Annotated in this window: 13 protein-coding genes; 8 read left to right on the forward strand and 5 right to left on the reverse strand. The window is 61.1% G+C overall.

Going from position 1 to position 20294, the window contains the following annotated elements; genetic code table 11:
• The first annotated feature begins 126 nt into the window (after positions 1-126).
• Positions 127-3423, forward strand: coding sequence for a 4-alpha-glucanotransferase (locus PMX70_RS01280; RefSeq protein WP_271742574.1), 3297 nt, complete (start codon positions 127-129; stop codon positions 3421-3423).
• 88 nt (positions 3424-3511) lie between these two features.
• Positions 3512-3748, forward strand: coding sequence for an FmdB family zinc ribbon protein (locus PMX70_RS01285; RefSeq protein ID WP_117803239.1), 237 nt, complete (start codon positions 3512-3514; stop codon positions 3746-3748).
• A 161-nt stretch (positions 3749-3909) separates the two neighbouring features.
• Here PMX70_RS01285 and PMX70_RS01290 read toward each other — a convergent pair whose 3' ends face one another.
• The 5 genes from PMX70_RS01290 to gltX all read right to left on the reverse strand — a co-directional run bounded on the left by PMX70_RS01290 (position 3910) and on the right by gltX (position 11250).
• On the reverse strand, positions 3910-5310 hold the full coding sequence (locus tag PMX70_RS01290) for an RsmB/NOP family class I SAM-dependent RNA methyltransferase (protein WP_271742575.1): 1401 nt from the start codon (positions 5308-5310) through the stop codon (positions 3910-3912).
• A complete protein-coding gene (fmt, locus tag PMX70_RS01295; RefSeq protein WP_271742576.1) occupies positions 5307-6227 on the reverse strand; it encodes a methionyl-tRNA formyltransferase in 921 nt (306 codons plus the stop codon). The genes PMX70_RS01290 and fmt overlap by 4 nt, the downstream gene beginning before the upstream one ends.
• 327 nt (positions 6228-6554) lie before the next feature.
• Positions 6555-7091 (reverse strand): peptide deformylase, encoded by a 537-nt coding sequence (def, locus tag PMX70_RS01300; protein ID WP_271742577.1) that lies wholly within the window; start codon positions 7089-7091, stop codon positions 6555-6557.
• Positions 7092-7109: 18 nt separating this feature from the next.
• The gene (gene priA, locus PMX70_RS01305) at positions 7110-9563 is read right to left on the reverse strand and encodes a replication restart helicase PriA (protein WP_416378127.1); all 2454 of its coding nucleotides are present in this window, start codon (positions 9561-9563) and stop codon (positions 7110-7112) included.
• A 211-nt stretch (positions 9564-9774) separates the two neighbouring features.
• Positions 9775-11250 (reverse strand): glutamate--tRNA ligase, encoded by a 1476-nt coding sequence (gltX, locus tag PMX70_RS01310; RefSeq protein ID WP_118334373.1) that lies wholly within the window; start codon positions 11248-11250, stop codon positions 9775-9777.
• A 402-nt stretch (positions 11251-11652) separates the two neighbouring features.
• On the opposite strand from gltX, the gene metK reads away from it, so the two are divergent.
• From metK to PMX70_RS01340, 6 genes are all read left to right on the forward strand, one after another.
• Positions 11653-12933, forward strand: a complete 1281-nt coding sequence (metK, locus tag PMX70_RS01315) for a methionine adenosyltransferase (RefSeq protein ID WP_271742578.1) — start codon at positions 11653-11655, stop codon at positions 12931-12933.
• A gap of 312 nt (positions 12934-13245) precedes the next feature.
• Entirely contained in the window at positions 13246-14853 is a 1608-nt protein-coding gene (gene sdaAA / locus PMX70_RS01320) for an L-serine ammonia-lyase, iron-sulfur-dependent, subunit alpha (RefSeq protein WP_271742579.1), read from the forward strand.
• A 149-nt stretch (positions 14854-15002) separates the two neighbouring features.
• Positions 15003-16727 (forward strand): L,D-transpeptidase, encoded by a 1725-nt coding sequence (locus PMX70_RS01325; RefSeq protein WP_271742581.1) that lies wholly within the window; start codon positions 15003-15005, stop codon positions 16725-16727.
• Between the two features lie 132 nt (positions 16728-16859).
• Positions 16860-18272, forward strand: coding sequence for an efflux RND transporter periplasmic adaptor subunit (locus PMX70_RS01330; RefSeq protein ID WP_271742582.1), 1413 nt, complete (start codon positions 16860-16862; stop codon positions 18270-18272).
• Positions 18272-19045, forward strand: a complete 774-nt coding sequence (locus PMX70_RS01335) for an ABC transporter ATP-binding protein (protein WP_271742583.1) — start codon at positions 18272-18274, stop codon at positions 19043-19045. Before PMX70_RS01330 ends, PMX70_RS01335 begins: the two co-directional genes overlap by 1 nt.
• Positions 19042-20256 carry an ABC transporter permease gene (locus tag PMX70_RS01340; RefSeq protein ID WP_271742584.1) on the forward strand — a complete coding sequence of 405 codons (1215 nt, stop codon included), beginning with the start codon at positions 19042-19044 and terminating at the stop codon, positions 20254-20256. Before PMX70_RS01335 ends, PMX70_RS01340 begins: the two co-directional genes overlap by 4 nt.
• Positions 20257-20294: the final 38 nt, after the last annotated feature.

Consider the following 20294-nt stretch of genomic DNA (forward strand, 5'->3'; position numbering starts at 1 on the left):
CTAGGACAACCGTTCGCCGATAATGAGCGGCTGTAGTTTATACAACTAAAGTGCAACGATATACTTAAGTACTGTGCGTTAAGCCCATGGCCCGCTGGCCATGACTGTATAGAACTGGACCGTACTATGAGATTGATTCACAACAGCCGCCTGCCGCAGTTTCGCACTCCGTTTGGCGCTGTGACCACTGGAACTACCGTTGCACTCTCGGTGATATTGGAGGATGCCGATCCCAACCTGGCAACACTTACGCTGCGCACCTGGGTCGATGAGATCGGTGAGTCTCTGTATCCCATGACGCACGAGGGCGACGGCATATTTACCGTAGAGCTTGAGTGCACCGAGCCCTGTCTTATCTGGTACAGCTTTATCTGCAATATCGAGGGCCAGCCCGAGGTTCGCCTGGGCGCGCCGCAAGGTCGCACCGGCGGCGAGGGCGTAACCTACGGCTACGCCGAGGTACCGTCCTTCCAGATTACCGTCTATAAGCACCGCGAGAACCGTCCTACCTGGTACGAGCGCGGCATGGTGTACCAGATCTTCCCCGACCGCTATGCCCGCGACGAAAACTGGCGCGAGCGCACGCTGGCCGAGGTTGAAAAACCGCGCAACGGAATCCAGCGCCGCATGATCGAGGACTGGAACGAGCCGCCCGTGTACGAGCGCGCCGAGGACGGCTCAATCAAGACCTGGGACTTCTACGGCGGCTCGCTCAAGGGTATCCAAAATGACCTGCCCCGCATAGCGGAGCTGGGCTTCACGGCCATCTACCTCAACCCCATCTTTGAGGCCGCGAGCAACCACCGCTACGACACGGCCGACTACACCAAGATCGACCCGATCCTGGGCACCGAGCAGGACTTTACCGAGCTGTGCCAGGCAGCCGAGAAGCTGGGCATCTCCATCATCCTGGACGGCGTCTTCAACCACACGGGTGACGACTCCATCTATTTCAACCGCTATGGCAACTACCCCGGCGTGGGCGCGTGGCAGAGCGAGGATTCGCCGTGGCGCGATGCGTTTTATTTCCACGAGGACGGCTCGTACGACTGCTGGTGGGGCGTGGGCAATATGCCCGCCATCAATGAGAGCTCCGAGCTGGTACGCGAGCGGCTCCTGGGCAAGGACGGCGTGATCCGTAAATGGCTACGCGCCGGCGCTCATGGCTGGCGCCTGGACGTCGCTGACGAGCTTTCGGACGATTTCCTGGCCGAGATCAAGAAGGCCGTACTTGCCGAAAAGCCTGACGCACTGTTGCTCGGCGAAGTCTGGGAAGACGCCTCAAACAAAATTAGCTACGGCCATCTGCGCCGCTACCTGCAGGGATCCGAGCTGGACTCTGCTATGGATTACCCCTTCCGCGACATGGTCATCGGCTTTTTGATGGGCTACAAGAACGCCTACCAGGCAGCCGAGGATATCGAGACCCTGCGCGAGAACTACCCGAGCGAGGCATTGTCCTGCGCGCTCAATCTGCTTTCGAGCCACGACCGCCCGCGTATCATCTCGGTGCTCGGCGGCGGCCCCGACGAGTCGCAGCTGCCCGAGTGCGAGCGCAGCAAATGGCGCCTGGACGAGAACTCGATGGGCCTGGCCAAGAGCCGTTTTTGGCTCGCCACGCTCATGCAGATGACCTTCCCCGGCGTGCCTTCGATCTACTACGGCGACGAGTACGGCCTGGAGGGCCTTACCGATCCGGGCAACCGCCGCACCCTGCCCTTGAAGGAAGACCTGCACGACTTCGACACGCTGGCTATTGTCAAGAACGCCTCCGCCGTACGCCGCGCACTGCCGTTTATGATCGACGGCGAGATCAAGGCCTTCGCGCTCAACGATGAGGTGCTGGCCTACAACCGCACGGGCAAGGATGGCGAGTCCGCGACGGTTATCATCAACCGCAGCCTGCGCAATTCGCACCGCGTGACGATTCCGGCGCTCGACGAATGCGCGAGTGACGTGATCAGCGGTCACGAGTGCGAGATCCACAACGGTACGGTCACGCTCGATCTGTATCCGCTGGGCTCGTCGATCATCTATCACCATGCCGAGCAGCGCCTGCAGGAGCCGCTCGATCACGGCGCGGGCGTCGTGTGCCACATCACCTCGGTGCCCACCGACGACGGCAAGCCCGGCACGATCGGCGCACCCACCCGTCGCTTTATCGACCATCTGGCCGCTATGGGCATGCGCTACTGGCAGGTCCTGCCCGTCAACCCAACGGACTTCTTCCGCTCCCCATACGCTGGGCCTTCGGCTTTTGCGGGCAATGTTGACCTGCTGCCCGAGAGCCAAGTGGAACTGGCGGCCGACTTTGAGACTTGGAAGGCCCGTGGCGGCGAGGATGCAGACCCGCTCTACACGGCGTTTAAACATCGCAACGCCGATTGGCTCGAGAAGTACTGCGTCTACATGGCCGTCAAGAAGTACTTTGAAGGTGAATCGCGTCACGATTGGCCGGCCGATGTCGCGCGCTACAACGAGCATCTGATTGACGACAAGCGTTTCCACGACGAGGCAGAGCTGCAGGCGTACATGCAGTACCGCTTTGACCTTGCCTGGTGCGAGCTCATGAACTATGCGCACAAGAAGGGCATCGAGGTCATCGGCGACATTCCCATGTACGTTTCGGACGATTCGGCCGACGCGTGGAGCGAGCCCGAAAACTTCTGGCTTTCCGATACCGGCAAGGCAATCGAGATCTCCGGTGCGCCGCCCGATAACTTTGCGCCCGAGGGCCAGGTGTGGGGCAACCCGACGTTCCGCTGGGACCACATGAAGCAGAACGGCTACCGCTGGTGGATGGACCGCCTGCGTCGCGCGTTCTCGCTCTACGACCGTGTGCGCCTGGACCACTTCCTGGGCTTCCACAGCTACTTTAGCATTCCCGCAGGCAAGGCCTGCGCCGACGGCCGCTGGCTGGCGGGTCCGGGCAAGGACCTGTTCCAAACCGCCTTTGACGAGCTGGGTCCGCTCAACTTTATCGCCGAGGACCTAGGCTACCTGACGCCCGGTGTTCGCGCCATGGCTTCGACCTGCGGCTTCCCCGGCATGGACGTGCTGGAGTTTAGCGATTACGACGTTCGCTGCGGCGTGTGTCCCACGCCGGGCAAGATTCTATACACCTCGACGCACGACACGTCGACGCTCGCCGGTTGGTGCACGCGCTCCTTTGCGGGCGGCGACGAGCCGAGCGGTGTTGAGGTGGCAGCCAAGCTGATGAGCGACGCGCTCGCAAGCGACACTCCCTTGGTGATGATGCCGCTGCAGGATGTCCTGCGGCTTGGCGACGACGCGCGCATGAACGTACCGGGCGTGGCCACGGGTAACTGGACCTGGCAGGCCGATGAGGCCGCCGTTGCGGCCGCCGAGGGCAAAACTGCACAGCTCCTGCGCAACACCCATAGATTCTGGGGCGAAGCGTGATAAAACCCCCGATATAGGGTACAGTTACAGCTGTTTGAATTTATGCGGGCAGAGCGATCTGCCCGCTTTGTGCTGAAAAGGAAGTATTATGGCGCGCTACGATTACAAGTGCTCGAGCTGCGGCAACGTGTTTGAGGTTGAGCATCCCATGTCCGAGACCCCCGAGGTCGTGTGCCCGAGCTGCGGCGCTCCGGCGGCCAAGACGTTCTCGGCCAGCGGCATCAAGTTTGAGGGCAGCGGCTTCTACAACACCGACCAGCGCAGCGGTGGTTCCAGCACCAGCGCCACCAGCGGCTGCTGCGCCAATTGCCCGCACAACCACTAGAAACTAAGCCGCCCCGCGACCGACACACCGATCGCGGGGCTATTTCTTTGCGCTATGGGTAGCTAATTATCTGCCAGGTTTCCTTATGAGTTGCGGTGAAATAAGGACTGTTTGGCGGTTAGAAGCCGATATTCAATCCCTATTTCACCGCAACTTAGTAATTATTTGCGAACCAATCTGGCGCAGAAGTGACCGTCGTAGGAGTCGGCGTTTACCGGCACGCTTTGGAAAAGGCCTCGAGAGTTTTGGCGTACGGAAACGAGCTTCTTGGCCTGATCGAACTCGGGGAGTTGCAGAATCTGCGCCTCGGAAAGCGGTGCCACGTTAAAGCCGGCACCCTCGGGAGAGCTCAGGAAAGCGTCCACCACCTGCGTGTTCTCCTCGTCGAAGACCGAGCATGTCGCATAGATGAACTCGCCGCCGGCAGTCACGCGCTCAGCAGCCTCTTTGAGCATCGTCAACTGCAGCTTGGGCAGCTCAACCGTCACATCTTTTTCGGTCAGGCGCCAAGGGATCTCGGGATGACGACGCATGGTGCCGGTGCCCGAGCACGGCGCATCGATAAAGACCGTGTCGAACTTAACCGGCTCGCCAAGCATGGCATCAAACGATGTGAGCACCTCATCAAGCTCGCAAGCATCACCCGAAACCGTGCGAACGCCCTGAATACCGGCCTTATGCAGACGAGCGAGATTCAGATCGCACTTGCGATCATGCAGATCGAGCGCCGTATGCTGACGCTCATAGCCCGCACGCTTGGCCTGGCACATCATCACATAGGTCTTGGTGCCACGGCCGGCACCAATCTCAAGGCAGCTACCAGGGCGAGTGGCAGCTGTGGCGATAAGCTGCGCGTTGAGATCGGATGCCACCGCGGCAGCACGCTCAAACACACCCGAAGCAACGGTAACCTGGGCATCAACCGGGGCATGGCAGCCCGGGAACACGGGTGCCACAAGCTGCGATAGGTACGGATCAGGTTTGGTTGCAAAGGCGTTCTCGTGTAAAGCGAGCGGCGCGGGCGCCAGATTGCCGGCGAAGCCGAGCGCACCCTCTGGCGTGTCAAACGACGCCATAATGCGAGCGCATAGCCAGCGCGGAAGACCCATCAGGCGAGACAGGCGAACCAAGCGTCGCTCGGACTCATCCCCATCGGATGCCGTGGCAAAGTCCTCAACGTTGTCCGCAACCTTGTGCAGCACCGCGTTTGCCAGGCCCGCAGCAGACTTAGCACCACTGCGCACCAGCTCAACACCCTGGCTCACGGCAACGCGGCCCGGCGTATGCAGGTAGAGCATCTCGAAGGCCGAGATACGAAGCGCCATGCGAACGCGCGGCGCAACCTTTTTGGGTTTATCGAGAAACTGATCGAGCAGCTCGTCCAAAATACCCTGCGTGGCGGCCACGCCCAGCGCCAAGCGGGCGGCAAAAGCGGAATCGCGCTGGTCAATAGCCTTGGCCGATGCGCGAGAGGACAGCACGTCGCGCGCATACATACCGCGGCGATCGGCCTCCATCAGTACATCGAGCGCAAGCTTGCGCGCGGGAGATAGCTTGCTCATGACAATACACCCCACGAAAGATCGGCACCCTGCAAGCCAGCAGCCCAAGCAGAAGCAGTCATAGCACGCTTGCCATCAGGCTTAACCTCGAGCAACTCGACCGAGCCATCGAAAAGGCCCAGGTAAACATGCTTGGCCTGAACGGCGACGAGCCCCTCACCAAGCGACACATCAGCCGGCGCAGCATCGAGCACGCGCACGGTCTTGCCGGCAATCACGCAACGAGCAGGCGCGGTATCGGACGAAGCCAGCACATGACGCACGCAATCAAGCGCCGCCATGTGCGGATCCAGACGCATCTCTTGCTTGGAGATCTTGGCAGCATGGGTAACGAGCGCCTCATCCTGTTCAGTCCACACGGCGGTGCCATCGGCAAGAGAAGGAAGCGTATCGGCAAGCAGTTTGCCGCCCAGCTCACCAAGCTCCATCGTGAGCGCCTCGGCATGCTTACCGGCAACCGACGTGGAAGCCTGAGCACAATAAGCACCAGTATCCACGCCATGCCCAATGCGCATGATAGAAACGCCAGCAATCTCATCACCAGCGAGAATCGCACGCTGAATAGGAGCAGCCCCACGCCAACGAGGCAGCAGCGAAGCATGAACATTCACAATACCAAGCGGCGCCATATGCAGCACCTCATCGGGCAAAATGCAACCATAGGCTGCCACACAGAAAATATCAGCCTGCGCAGCCTTGAGTACCTCAACAACCTCAGGCGTCATACGATTAGCCTCAATGACCGGCAACCCCAGCTCCAGTGCCTTAGCCTTAACAGGAGATGGCTCAAGCTTCTTACCTCGCCCACGAACAGCATCGGGACGAGTAATAACGAGCGCAACCTCATTACCAGCCGCAACAAGCGAAGTCAGCGAAGGCACAGCAAAATCAGGCGTACCCATAAACACAATTCGCATAAAGATCGTCTCCTCTCAACCAAAGCCGAGACGGCTACAAAGAGCAGCGGAAAGCCAAATCACCAGCCCATCCGCAATAACATTTCAACAAGAACAAATATACCCAAAACCAAAGAAAGAGCCGCAATAAAAGCAGCTCTTTCAGCAAAGCACCCATCAGCGAAGACGCCCATCCCTGGCCCGACGGCACCCGGGCGAACCGAGCCAGAACAACGCAGTCCCCGGTGCTGAGCGCCCACATATCGTCCCGCGCGCAGTTTCGCAGCAAAGCGAGAATGTTTGAGCACGGGATGATATGTGGGCGCTCAGCACCGGGGACGGTGGGACCTACTCCGTCTCGCCCGGTCGAGCGCCGCGGGCCAGGGCGTCCTGGTACTCCTTAACTGCCTTGAGCCTCTGCATGGGCTTAAGGCGCTCGAACATGGTGTTGCCGTGCAGGTGATCGATCTCGTGCTGCAGACACACGCAGAACAGGTCGCCCGAAGCTTCGTAGCGAATCAGGTTGGCGTCCAAGTCGTACGCCTCGACGACGACATGGTCGGGACGCTCGATCTCGCAGCTAATGCCAGGGATGGACAGGCAGCCCTCGCTAAACGGCACCATATGGTCGCTCTGCTCCACAATCACGGGGTTGATGAGCACGTACGGGTCGTAGTCGTTCTTATCGCTGTAGTCGCAGTCGATGGTGACGAGCTGAATAAGCTCGCCGATCTGCGGAGCAGCCAGGCCGCAGCCGCCGTTCTCGAACATCATCTTCTTCATCTTCTCGGCAAGCGCCTCGATCGCCGGGGTGATCTCCTCGATGACGGCGCACTCCTGGCGCAGACGAGGGTCGGGCGACAGTACGATTCCGTTGGCTTCCATGGCCATCCTTTCGGGTTGTTACATCAAATCATAGGCGTCGACGTCAACACTCACGCTCACGCCGCGCACAGAGCCCACCTCTTTGAGGCAGGCGTCGATATCATCAGAGACATGGTACCCCACGGGCGACTTCACAAGCAGATGGAAGCGGTAACGGTCCTTGGCTCTCTCGATTACACACGAAGCCGGGCCTAGCACCTGCGGCACGGCACTCCCCGCCCGCAAAAAATCGGGCGCGGCGGCATGCCAGCGGCGCTTAAGAAGCTTTGCAATGCGCCCAATGTAGTCCTGCGCGTCGTCTCGGTTCGCCGACCAAACCAAAATGTTGACCAGACGCACGAACGGTGGATACAGGGCGTCGCGGCGCTGGTCCAGGTCGTAGTCGGTAAAGATCGAACGGTCGTGCTTAGCGACGGCGCGAATGACCGGATCCTCGGGCAGGTAGGTCTGGATGATCACCTCACCGGGACGATCGCCGCGACCGGCACGGCCCGCCACCTGTTCCAGCAGATCGTAGGCGCGCTCCCCTGCGCGGAAATCGGGCAGCTTGAGGGCGAAGTCGGCATTGACCACGCCCACGAGCGTGACCTCGGGAAAATCGAGACCTTTAGCGATCATCTGGGTACCCAGCAACACGGCGCAATCCGCCGCATCGAACTGCTCGAGCAGCTTTTTGTGCGCATCCTTGCCACGCGTGGAATCGGCATCCATGCGAATGATGGAAACGTCCTCGGGAAGCAACTGGTGCAGTGCGTCCTCGATCTGCTGCGTGCCCAGGCCCATTTTTGCCAGGTAGCGACTGCCACATTTGGGGCAACGGCTCGTGGGCGCGGGATACGGCTGCACGCGCCAGGAGGATCCGCATGTGTGACATTGCAGCGTGTGCGTGCGCTCGTGATACGTAAGCGCGGTGGAGCAGTGGTTGCAGGTGGGAACGCAGCCGCACTCGCGACACATCAGGAACGGCGCAAAGCCACGGCGGTTATGCAGCAGCACGGCCTTCTCGCGGTGCTCTACAACGCGCTCCAAACCTTCCATCAGCGGTTTAGAGATCATTGAACGGCTACCGTGCGAAAACTCGCGGCGCAGGTCGGCAATGCGGACCTCGGGCAGCACGGCGTGTCCCGGGCGCTCGGGCATCTCGACGCGCGTCCAAGTGGTGCCGTTATACGTTCCACGGCGGCAGTGGTCGAGGGCCTCGGCCGAGGGCGTGGCGGAGCCCAACACGAGCGGGCAGCGGTAGCGCCGCGCCATCTCGGCCGCCACCTCGCGCGCGTGGTAGCGCGGACTGGACCCCTGCTTGTAGCTGGTCTCGTGCTCCTCGTCAATGATGATGAGGCCCAGGTCGCCAAGCGGGCAAAAGAGCGCCGAACGTGCGCCGACGACCACGCGGGCCGCACCGCTGGCAACCATATCCCACTGGTCCAGGCGCTCGCCGGCCGAAAGCCGCGAATGGAACACGGCGACCGTCTCGCCAAAGCGCGAACGGAAGCGGCCGACGGTCTGGGCCGTCAGCGAAATCTCGGGCACCAGCACGCAGGCCGAGCGACCGGCTGCGAGCACGCGCTCGATGGCGGAGAGGTAAACCTCGGTTTTGCCGGAGCCGGTGACGCCGTCGACCAGCACCACGTCGCCATGAGCGTCCAGACGGGCGCGCTCAATCTGCGCGAGTGCCTGTTGCTGGCCACTGGTAAGGGAGACCGGCGCTTTGCCGCTTGCCGAGGACAGCGTGGTCTGCTCGCCGCAGCCACGCCAGGCGCGGCGCTCTTCCACCACCACAACGCCGCGTTTTTCGAGCGCCTTGATGGTCGCCGACATGCTGTTATAGAGAAGGTTGAGGTCGCGCGTCGTGACCGGTCCGCACTGGAGCGCCTCGATGAGTTGGCGCTGGCGGACCGCGGTCTTGGGTGGCGTGTAGTCAAAGCCTTCGGGCGTAAGCATCACCCAGCGGTTTTGGATGGGTTTGACGGCTGGACGTTCAACCGTCCACACGCCGTCGTCGCCCTTGACCACACGCGGGCTGCCGCCCGGTGGCAAAAACAGGCGCAGGCACTCGGAAAGCGTCGCGACATACTCGCGGCTCATCCAGCGCGCAATGCGTGCAGCCTCGGCGGTAAAGAGCGGTTTGCTGAGGATGGCTTCGACAGGCTTGATGCGCGAAAGGTCAAGGGCGTTGTTGCCTTGCAGGTCGCCCAGCTCGGGCGCAATATCGACGATGTAGCCTGCGGCGGCACGGTTGCCAAAGTGGACCAGGACCGTCGATCCGACCTGGGCCTCGTTGGCAAGGGACTCGGGAATGCCGTAGGCGAATGGCTCGGACAGCGCTCGGGTAGGAATGTCGAGAACCACGCTCGCGTAGGCAGCGATGGGCTCAGGTGCAGGCTTAGGCTGAGCCGAGGCAGCGGCAGGCATGAGCTTCACCAGAGCCTCCTCCGGTTCCGGCGAACCAAACAGCGACAGTTGTTGAGCCATACACCACCTCTAACGAACGGACCTGAAAGGGGTGGGACAAAATAATCAGTAGTGTTTGTCCCATGGCCGATACGAGTGTCGAGCTTGTTGCGTCACTCGAACATGGGACAAACACTACTGATTATTTTGTCCCAGCAACCCACTCATCGGTACAGAAACAAGAGCCCCGCTCGGGGTGAACGGGGCTCGGATACATGCGTTTGCGCGTCTACTACAGCGCCATCGTGCGGGCGCGGTCGATGCGCGCCAGGCAGTCGTCGCGGCCGACGAGCGCCATGGTCTCGCCCAGCGGAGGGCTCACCATGTTGCCGCAGACGGCGACGCGCACGGCCTGGAACACCACGCGCTTCTTAAGGTCCATCTGCTCGGGCAGCGGCTCAAGCGCGGCATCGATGGCCTCGGCAGTCCACTTGTCCACGCCCTCGAGCGCGGCCTTGGCGGCGTCCAGGATGGCACCCATGCCTTCCTTGGCCAGGCCCTTGTTGACGGATTTCTCGTCATACTCGAGCGTCTCGGCCGTAGCAAAGATGGGAGCGGCGACGGTCACGGCGTCGGCCGGCATCTTGGTGCGCGGCTTGACGATGGCGGCAAGCGCATCGATCCAATCCTCGCCGTACTCGACGTTGCCCTCGATGAGACCCGCCTCGTGCAGCTCGGGGACCATGATCTCGTCGGCAAACTGGGCATCGGACATGCCGTTGATGTACTCGGCATTGACCCAGTCGAGCTTCTTGGGGTCGAAGGTCGCCGGGTTCTTGGAGATGCGGTCGAGCGAGAACTTGCTAGCAAGAACATCGCGCGGGATGATCGTGGTCTCGCCGTCGAGCGACCAGCCGAGCAGTGCCAGGTAGTTGACGAAGGCGTCGGAAAGGTAGCCGGCGTCGCGGTACTCCTCCACCGAAGTTGCGCCGTGGCGCTTGGAGAGCTTCTTACCGTCGGCGCCCAGGATCATGGAGATGTGGGCGAACGTGGGCACGGGCGCGCCGAGGGCCTCGTAGACCATGACCTGGCGCGGGGTGTTGGACAGGTGGTCGTCGCCGCGGATGACATGGGTGATCTTCATCATGGCGTCGTCGACGACGGTCGCGAAGTTGTACGTGGGCGTGCCATCGGAGCGGAAGATGACAAAGTCGTCGAGCTCCTTGGCGTCGAAGGTCACCTCGCCGTGAACGGCGTCGTGGATGACGACGTCGCCGCGGTCCTCGGGCACCTTGATGCGCAGGACGTAGGACTCGCCGGCCTCGATGCGACGGCGGGCCTCCTCGGGATCAAGGTCGCGGCAACGGCGCTGATAGCCCTGGAAGGGGTCCTTGCGCTCCTGCGCGGCCTTGCGATCGGCGTCGAGCTGCTCCTTGGTGCAGAAGCAGGGATAGGCCTTGCCCTCGTCCCAAAGCTTCTGGGCGGCCTGCTTGTACAGGTCCAGGCGCTCGGTCTGGGCGTAGGGGCCAAAATCGCCGCCCACCTCGGGACCCTCGTCCCAGTCCAGGCCCAGCCAACGCATGGCGCGCAGGATAATCTGCGTGTTCTCGTCGGTAGAGCGGGTGGGGTCGGTGTCGTCGATGCGCAGGATGAACGTGCCGCCGTTTGCACGGGCGAAAGCCCAGTTATAGATAGCGGTGCGGGCGCCGCCGATGTGCAGTTTGCCCGTCGGTGAGGGTGCAAAGCGGACGCGAACGTCTGATGCCATGGAAATCTCCTCGATTGCAGGATGGATGTCTAACCGCATCAGTATAAAGCATCAAAGCAACCTCCGCACAAAGGGCACCGACCCACTCATTGGGGACAGACTTAAATGACCAGTCTTTGGGGACGCTCTTCGAAGCTAACTGAACAGGAGTGTCCCAAACTGCCGTCACTTGGGGACGTTCCTAAACTGCCGGCAGAAAAGGATCGTCCCCAAGTGCCGACACATAAGGAACGTCCCCAGGTGCCGTAAGAGTGTTCCTATTGGCTGGTCATTTAAGTCTGTCCCCAATGAGTAGGTGCGGAAAGGGTGTGAATGTTTGATTTACGCGCTATGATGTGCCCTTGCATAGAGAGCCCGGCGGAATGGTAACGGTCGCTGGGACACGTTTTTGAAAGGACAATCATGTCAGAAGAACTTCGTTCCATCCCACCCCAACACGGGTCCTTTGTTTTTACGTCGGAGTCGGTGACCGAAGGTCATCCCGATAAGATCGCTGATCAGATCAGTGACGCCGTCCTCGACGCAATCCTCGCCAAAGAAATAGAGCTGCAGGAGCAGGGCTATATTGCGCCCAACGGTGTGCCCGCCAACGTGGAGAACGTCCGCTGCGCCTGCGAGACCCTCGTGACCACCGGCACGGTCATCGTCGCCGGCGAGATTCGCACCCAGGCCTACGTCGACGTACAGGAAATCGCCCGCGGCGTCATCCGCCGCATTGGCTACAACCGCGCCAAGTTCGGTTTTGACTGCGACACCTGCGGCGTTATGAGCCTCATCCACGAGCAGTCGCCCGATATCGCCCAGGGCGTCGACGAGTCCTTCGAGACCCAGACCGGCGCTACCACCGACCCGATCGACCTGATCGGCGCCGGCGACCAGGGCATGATGTTCGGTTATGCCTCCAACGAGACCAAGACCCTCATGCCCATGCCGCACTACCTGGCAAGCCGCCTGGCCGAGCGCCTGGCTGCCGTGCGCCATGACGGAACCCTGCCCTACCTGCGCCCCGACGGCAAGACCCAGGTCACGGTGCGCTACGAGGAAGGCGAGCCCGTGGAGGTCACGACCATCGTCATCTCCACGCAGCACGCCGCCGAGATTGAGGACATGGGCAAGATCAAGGCCGACCTCATCGAACACGTCATCACCCCGGTCATGGCCGCCGAGAACATGCCGTGGGACAACGCGGACATCTACGTGAACCCCACCGGTCGCTTTGTCGTGGGCGGCCCCATGGGCGACACGGGCCTCACCGGCCGCAAGATCATCGTCGACACCTACGGCGGCTACGGCCGTCACGGCGGCGGCGCCTTTAGCGGCAAGGACTGCACCAAGGTTGACCGCTCCGCCGCGTATGCCGCGCGCTGGGTCGCCAAGAACGTGGTCGCCGCCGGCCTGGCCGACCGCTGCGAAGTCGAGCTTGCCTACGCCATCGGCGTTTCCAAGCCCCTCTCAATCATGGTCGACACCTTCGGTACCGCGCATGTTGCCGAGGACAAGATCGTCGAGGCCGTCGAGAGGACCTTCGACCTGCGCCCGGGGGCTATCATCCGCGACCTAGACCTGCGTCGCCCCATCTACGAAAAGACGGCAGCCTACGGTCACTTCGGCCGCGAAGACGCCGACTTCACCTGGGAGAATACCGATCGAGTCGAAGAACTCAAAGCAGCCTGTGGCCTGTAGGCTTACGAGAAAAGCCACAGCCAAATAGAAACACGCCAAAAAGAGGTACCGGAACAACCGGTACCTCTTTTTTTATTAACCGGTGGCGAAGATGAGTCGACATGGGACGCAGAATAGGTTCCCAGCTGATGAATTTTGGAGCAAGCGTGCCCCTACCATGTATCCTAAGTTCCGAGGGCTTTGGTATTTGGTCGATCGCGAGTTCCGCACGAGCCGGAGGCCACTTAATGTGGCCTCCGTGCGAGCCAGGACTGTAGAGCAGGCGACCAAATACCAAAGCCCTCGGAACGACGGGATAGAACAGGAGCGCATATGGCAGGCAAGCCGCAAACACTAGCTACGACCTCGGCATTCGAGATTTTGGGGCCCGTCATGGTCGGTCCCAGCTCATCGCACACCGCTGGCGCCCTGCGCTGCGCACAAGTTGCCGCCAGCCTGCTGGAAGGCCGCATCACCAAAGTCACCTTTGGCCTGTGGAACTCCTTCGCCCACACCTACCGCGGCCACGGCACCGACCGCGCTCTCGTCGCGGGCATTCTGGGCCTCGACACCGATGACGAGAACATCAAGCAGGCCTTTGACCTCGCACGTGAGCAGGGCCTCGAATATCACTTTGACATCAAGGGCGACGACGCCTCCATCCACCCCAACACCGTCGACATCGATATGGTCGACGCCACGGGCGCCACGGCGCAGGTCCGCGGCGAGAGCTTGGGCGGCGGCAAGATGCGCATCAGCCGCATTAACGGCGTCGGCGTCGACATCTCGGGCATGTATTCCACGCTCTTCGTGGCGCACCAGGACGTCCCCGGCGTGCTCGCAGCGCTCACCAACCTGCTCGCCTACGCCCATGTGAACATCGCCTTCTGCCGCACCTACCGCACCGAAGTGGGCGGCCAGGCCTACTCCGTCTTTGAGACCGACGGCGCCCCCGACGACACCGTCGTCCCCATGCTCCGCAAGCTCGACAATGTCGATTACGCGACCTTTATCGAGCTCCCCGGTTCTGCCTCGTCGCTCTCCCCCGGCGTCTCGGCAAAGGAAATCTTCGACGACGGCGAGCAGCTGCTCGATGCGTGCGAAGAACTGGGGCTCAACATCGGCGCCGTCATGGCCGTGCGCGAGGCACGTCTGACCGGCGAGGCACACGCTATCGCCGCCATGCGCCGCGTACTCGACGTCATGCGCGAAGAGACCACAGCCCCCATTTCCAATCCACAGCGCTCGCTCGGCGGCCTCATCGGCGGCGAGGCAAAGCTTGTCGATGCCACCAGCCGAAACGATCTGAGCACAAGCCTGATGGGCGCTGTCCAGACCGATGCCGTGGCCCGCGCCATGGCCGTGCTTGAGCGCTCCGCCACCATGGGCGTGATCGTCGCCGCCCCCACTGCCGGCTCCGCGGGCGTCGTGCCCGGCTGCGTGCTGGCGCTCGCCGACCATCTGCAGCTCGACGACGAGCAGGTCATGGACGCACTCTACTGTGCAGCCGCCATCGGCCTCAACCTCACCACGAGCGCCTGCGTTGCCGGCGCCGAGGGCGGCTGCCAGGCTGAGGTAGGAAGTGCGGCCGCCATGGCTGCCGCCGCGCTGGTGCAGATGCTCGGAGGTACGCCCGAGCAGGCACTCGATGCCAGCTCCATCGCCCTGAGTAACCTGCTGGGCCTCGTTTGTGACCCCGTCGGTGGCCTCGTGGAGGTGCCCTGCCAAAACCGCAACGCCATCGGCGTGGCAGCCGCCTTTAGCTCCGCACAGCTTGCCCTCGCCGGCATTAAGAGCCTGGTGCCGTTTGACCAGATGGCGCACGTCATGCTCTCGGTGGGCCACGCGTTGCCGGCCACGCTGCGCGAGACGGCAAAGGGCGGCATCGCGCAGGCTCCGGCCGCACTTTCGGCCTGTGCAAAATGCGGTGTGTGCGGATAGCAACAAAGAACGACTCGAAGGTGGGACAAATGTCCCACCTCTTTTGAATGCCACCGTTTCCATACCACAATCAACTAGGTAATCGCTATAATGCAAGCCCAGTAAAAACACGATGAGCCGCAAGGCGAAATTCGAAGGATATGCATACGATGTCGCAAAACGATCGAACTCAACTGATTCCCGATCCGCAGCAGCCGAGCAGGCACACCGGCGGCGTTCAGTCGCCGCGTCCTATCGCGCCGAGTCACGGTCAGCAGCGTGGTGCAGCAAACACTTCGCACCGCCCGAACCAGCAGCGCCAGCAACGTCAGCAGCGCCAGGCAAACGGCAATACGCTCAAGCAGCCCCCCACGCACGGTCGAAGCGATCGCGGCCCCGCGCGCAAACCCACCGGGAACAATAAGTCGGGCAAAAAGACGACGCTCTTTGTCCTCCTGGGTCTTATCGGCATTGTCTATATCGTAGGCGTCGTAGCGTTTTCGCAGGTAGCCTACCCCAACACCACCATCGCCGGCGTCGACGTCTCGTTCTCCAACGCTTCGTCTGCCGCCACCAAGGTCAACTCAACGTGGAAGCACTATAAGCTCACCGTGGCGGGCGATGACTTTAGCTGGACCTATCAGCCCGAGTCCGATGAGCCCATCGTCGACGGCGAAGCTGCCGCAAAAGAGATCATCAACCACAACGAAGCCTTTGTATGGCCGGTCCGCCTTGTAGAATCCTTAAGCGGCAAGACCAAAACAACCGCTACCTCCAACGAAGTAGATCTTGATCAAGACGTCGACCTGTCCATGCTCTCCGATACCTTTGACCAAAAGCAGTTTGAGAAGGATCTGGGCACCGCCATCGATGAGTTTAACGAGGGCCGTTCGGGCACGTTCGAGGCCAATAGCTCCTATGATGAGCAGGCCGGCAAGTTTACCGTCGAGAAGGCGCGCTCCAACGAAAAACTCAACCGCGAGCATGTCATTAAGTATGCCGAGCTCGAGCTTGCCTCGCTGGCCGAGACCGTAGATCTTTCCAAGCTCGGCAACGATGCCTATGAACCGCTCAATGGAACGCTGACCGATGATCAGATTCAGACCGCATGCGATGCCGCCAACAACTTCTTGGGCGTCAACGTGACCCTCAAGCTCAACGGCGAGGATGCCGGAAAGGTTGATGGCAGCTCCGTGTTGCAGTGGATCAGCTTTGCCGATCCTGCCAACCCCACGCTCGATACGTCGCAAATCAGCAGCTGGGCAGCCGAGCTCGCTAACGGCTTTAATACCGTGGGCTCCACTCGCTGGTGGACGCGCGCCGATGGCAAGCAGTGTGCCGTCGAAGGCGGTGACTTTGGTTGGTCCATTGACAGCAGCTCGCTCGCCAAGCAGGTCGAGGACGCCATTAACAACAAGCAGACCGGCGAAATCGAGATCAAGTACTCCCAGAAGGCCGACACCTTTACCGCAAAGGGAGAGCCCGACTGGAAGGCGTATATCGACGTCGATCTGTCCGAGCAGCACGCGCGCTACTATGACGAGAACGGTAATATCGTTTGGGAGGCCAACTTTATTTCTGGCAAGCCGGGAGAGGACGCCACCCCCGAGGGCGTATGGCAGATCAACAGCAACGATGGCGCCAGCAAACTCATCGGTGCCAAGGACCCCGAGACCGGCAAGCCCAAATACGAGAGCCCGGTAAGCTACTGGATGCCGTTCGAGGGCAATATGGTCGGATTCCACGACGCCACCTGGCAAAACGATTCGAGTTTCGATAACGCCGAATCGTACAAGTGGTGCGGTAGCCACGGTTGTATCAACCTGCGTCTGGCCGATGCCAAGTCGCTCCACGAGCGCATCAAAGTCGGCCTCTGCGTGGTCGTGCACTCGTAACGCAGCTAACGTCTACAACAAGTAAACAGCACGGCGACAAAACTTACAGTACCGTCATCCGCAACTTCTATACGCCCGCCTATCGCGACGGGCGTATATACTTATCGGAGCCATATCGATAAAGGAGACGCTATGTCCAAGGTCCCCACGATCAATCCGGGTCCTGACGATTCCGATCGCATGCCCCAAGATGCCACCGAGACCCTGCCGATTATCAGCGCTGCAGACACCAAGCAGCCCCAAACGAGTCTCGACGATTCGACCGATATCTCCGATGAAGAAGCCTATGCAAAGCTCAAGGCAAAACGTGCCGAACGTCGACGCAAAAAGCTGATTCGACGCGGTATTGCCGCCGGCGTCGTTGTTGCCATCGCGCTCATTGTCATCATCGCAACGCTGGTCATCAACGCGCAACCCGCAGGCACCAACGGACCGGTGACCGACATGGTCACCGAAGGCACGTTTACCACCACAGTCGAAGTCAAGGGGCAGCTTAAGCCCATCTCGGCATCGGTCGTCTCCCCTTCTGTCGACGGTACGGTTGAAAAGATCAACGTGCAGGCCGGACAGAGCGTCAACGAGGGCGACGTGCTCATGACCATTAAGAACGACGCGCTCGATAGCGCTGTTTCCGAGGCGCAGCGCGCGGTCGCGGCCGCCCAGGAAGACCTGAACAATGCAAAGGTGGCACTCGCGGCCGCACAGGCCGCACCGACAACGGACAGTGACGGATCGACCGGCCCATCGGACGCAAACGCCAACGCAAATGCCGTCTCGACCGCCCAGCGCAACCTCGCCTCGGCCCAGGCAACGCTGGAGCAGGCAACTGCAAAGGCGGCCGAGCGCACCGTAAAGGCCCCCAGTTCGGGCAACATCGTCGAGCTCAACGCCAAAGTCGGTGCCACGGTGACCGGAGGCACGATCATGGGCGAAAGCGATACGAGCGGCGGCAAGCAGTGCATGCAGATCGCCGACCTCTCCAAGATGAAGGTAACGGTTCAGGTGGGCGAAAAGGATATCGCCAAGATCGCCGTGGGCCAAAGCGCCAACGTGACCTATCCCGCGTTTCCCGATATCGTGAGCCAGGGCACCGTCACGGCTATCGCCTCGGTGGCAAACACTGACTCCGGCTCCGGTAGCGGCGGCAGCGTGACCTTTAACGTCGACATCCTCATCGAAGCACCCGACAGTCGCCTTAAGCCAGGTATGACTGCCGAGGTCTCGGTAGTGACCGAGAAGCTCGACGACGTGGTTATGGTGCCGACCATGGCGCTGATGACCGAAGATGGCGAGCACTATTACGTCAATCTGGCCACCGATTCGGAAGGCAAGAAGACGCGCCGCGTGAAGGTGACCGTCGTGACGCAAAACGACAACGAGGCTGTAGTCGGTAAGACGCAGGTCAAGCGCGACGACCAGGGTAACGAGATCAACCCGAACGTGCCGGTTACCAAGCTGCGCGACGGCGACACCCTCGTGATGGATACCGGCGGCAGCATGACGGCAGACGGCGGCGACAACACGTCTGCCGACGAGGGCATGTAATGCGTCCCGTCATCGACATCCGCAACGTGCACCGCATCTTTGAGAGCGAGGCCGGTTGCGCCCACATCCTGCACAACGTGAGCCTGGCGGTGAACCCCGGTGAGTTCGTCGCCATCACCGGCCCCTCGGGCTCGGGCAAGTCGACGCTCATGAACATCCTGGGCTGCCTGGACAAGCCGACGGCGGGTGATTATTTCCTGCAAGGGCTCAACGTCGCCGAGCTCGACGATGATGAGCTCACCGAGGTGCGCGCGCAGAGCATCGGCTTTGTCTTTCAGAGTTTTAACTTGCTGCCGCGTCTGACGGTGATCGAAAACGTCATGCTGCCGCTGTCCTACACCAATGTGCCGCGTAGCCAGCGCGAGATGCGCGCCGTGCACGCGCTGCAAGCCGTCACACTGCCGGTCGACCATTGGGACCACCGCATATCGGAACTCTCGGGCGGACAGATGCAGCGCGTCGCCATCGCGCGCGCCCTCGTCAACGACCCGCCCATCATTTTGGCCGACGAGCCAACGGGAAATCTAGACTCGACAACCGGGGCGCTCGTCATGGAAACCTTCCACAAGCTCCAGAAACGCGGCAAGACCATCGTACTCATTACGCATGACCCCGGCATCGCCGCCGAGGCCGATCGAGCCGTAACCATCCGTGACGGGCGAATCCATGACGGCGCATATGTCGCGCATACACCGAATACGTTACGCGGGGCCGTCAAAAACCTGCCCGCGATTTCTGCAACCACCAATCAGCCGAAAGGAGCGAAGGCATGAGCACCCGCGATCTTGTCCAAGAAGCCCTTCACTCGCTCGAGGCCAACAAGGGACGCAGCCTGCTCACCATCCTTGGCATCGTCATTGGCATCGCCTCGGTCATCGCCATGACTTCGCTCATCGGCGGTATCCAAAACAGCCTGGTCAACAGCCTGGGCCTCAATGCAGCCCGCATGGTAGAGATCTATTCGTCCCAAGAACTCACCGATTCGGATGTGGAAAAGCTTCGCAAACTGGTGCCGCAGATTGAGCAGATCGGCATCGTCGATAGCGCCTATTCCGAGTACAAGGTCGGGGATAAAAGCTATACCGTCATGGCACACGGCGTCGATAGCGACATGCTCGATGCCGTGGGCGCCAGCAAGCTCGTTGCGGGACGTGTCTATTCACAGGCAGAGTCTCAATCAGGCTCGCGCGTGGCGCTCATCAGCCGCGGCGGCGCCGATCAGCTTTACGGCAACGAACAGGACGCACTGGGGAAAACCATCAAGGTGTCCAACGGCGAGGTGCAGATTGTAGGCGTGATTGATGGCGGCAGCGACTCCATGGGCTCGCTCACGCTGTATATGCCACGCGAAACCATCTCCGGCCTGTTTGGCGACGAGAATCCTTCATTTCCCAGCGTGACGGCACTTGCCGCCGAGGGCACAGACATGGACGAGCTCTGCAAGACCATCGAGTCTAAGGTGCGCGCGATGAAGGGCATCTCGGAGGATGATGAGTACGACAGCGTATCGGCGACCTCCATGAAAAGCGCCATCGATGCACTCAACTCGTTTATGGGCGCCTTCTCGCTCATCATGGGCGCTGTCGCCAGTATCTCACTGCTTGTCGGCGGAATCGGCATTATGAATATGATGCTTACCAACGTGACTGAGCGCATCCGCGAGATCGGTATTCGCCGTGCCTTGGGCGCCAGTCGCCGCGATATCACCGCGCAGTTTTTGGCCGAGTCCTCGGCGCTGTGCGTCACCGGTGGCCTGCTGGGTGTCCTGATTGGCTATCTGCTGGCCTGGGGCCTCGCGATGTTTGCCGCAGGATCAGGGGTTCTCAGCGAGCTCGGCGCCAGCGGGCAAATCACACCGAGCTTTTCAATCGCCACGGTGCTGCTGGCCTTCGCCGTCTCCGTCGGCATCGGCGTAGTCTTTGGCTTCTACCCCGCTCGCCGCGCGGCAAAGCTCAACCCGGTGGAGTGCCTACGCTACCAGTAAGCCACCACCAACAAGTTGCGACGAATTAAGGACTGAAT

Origin of the sequence: Collinsella aerofaciens, from assembly GCF_028206795.1 — a bacterium.
Classification (GTDB): domain Bacteria; phylum Actinomycetota; class Coriobacteriia; order Coriobacteriales; family Coriobacteriaceae; genus Collinsella; species Collinsella aerofaciens_AX.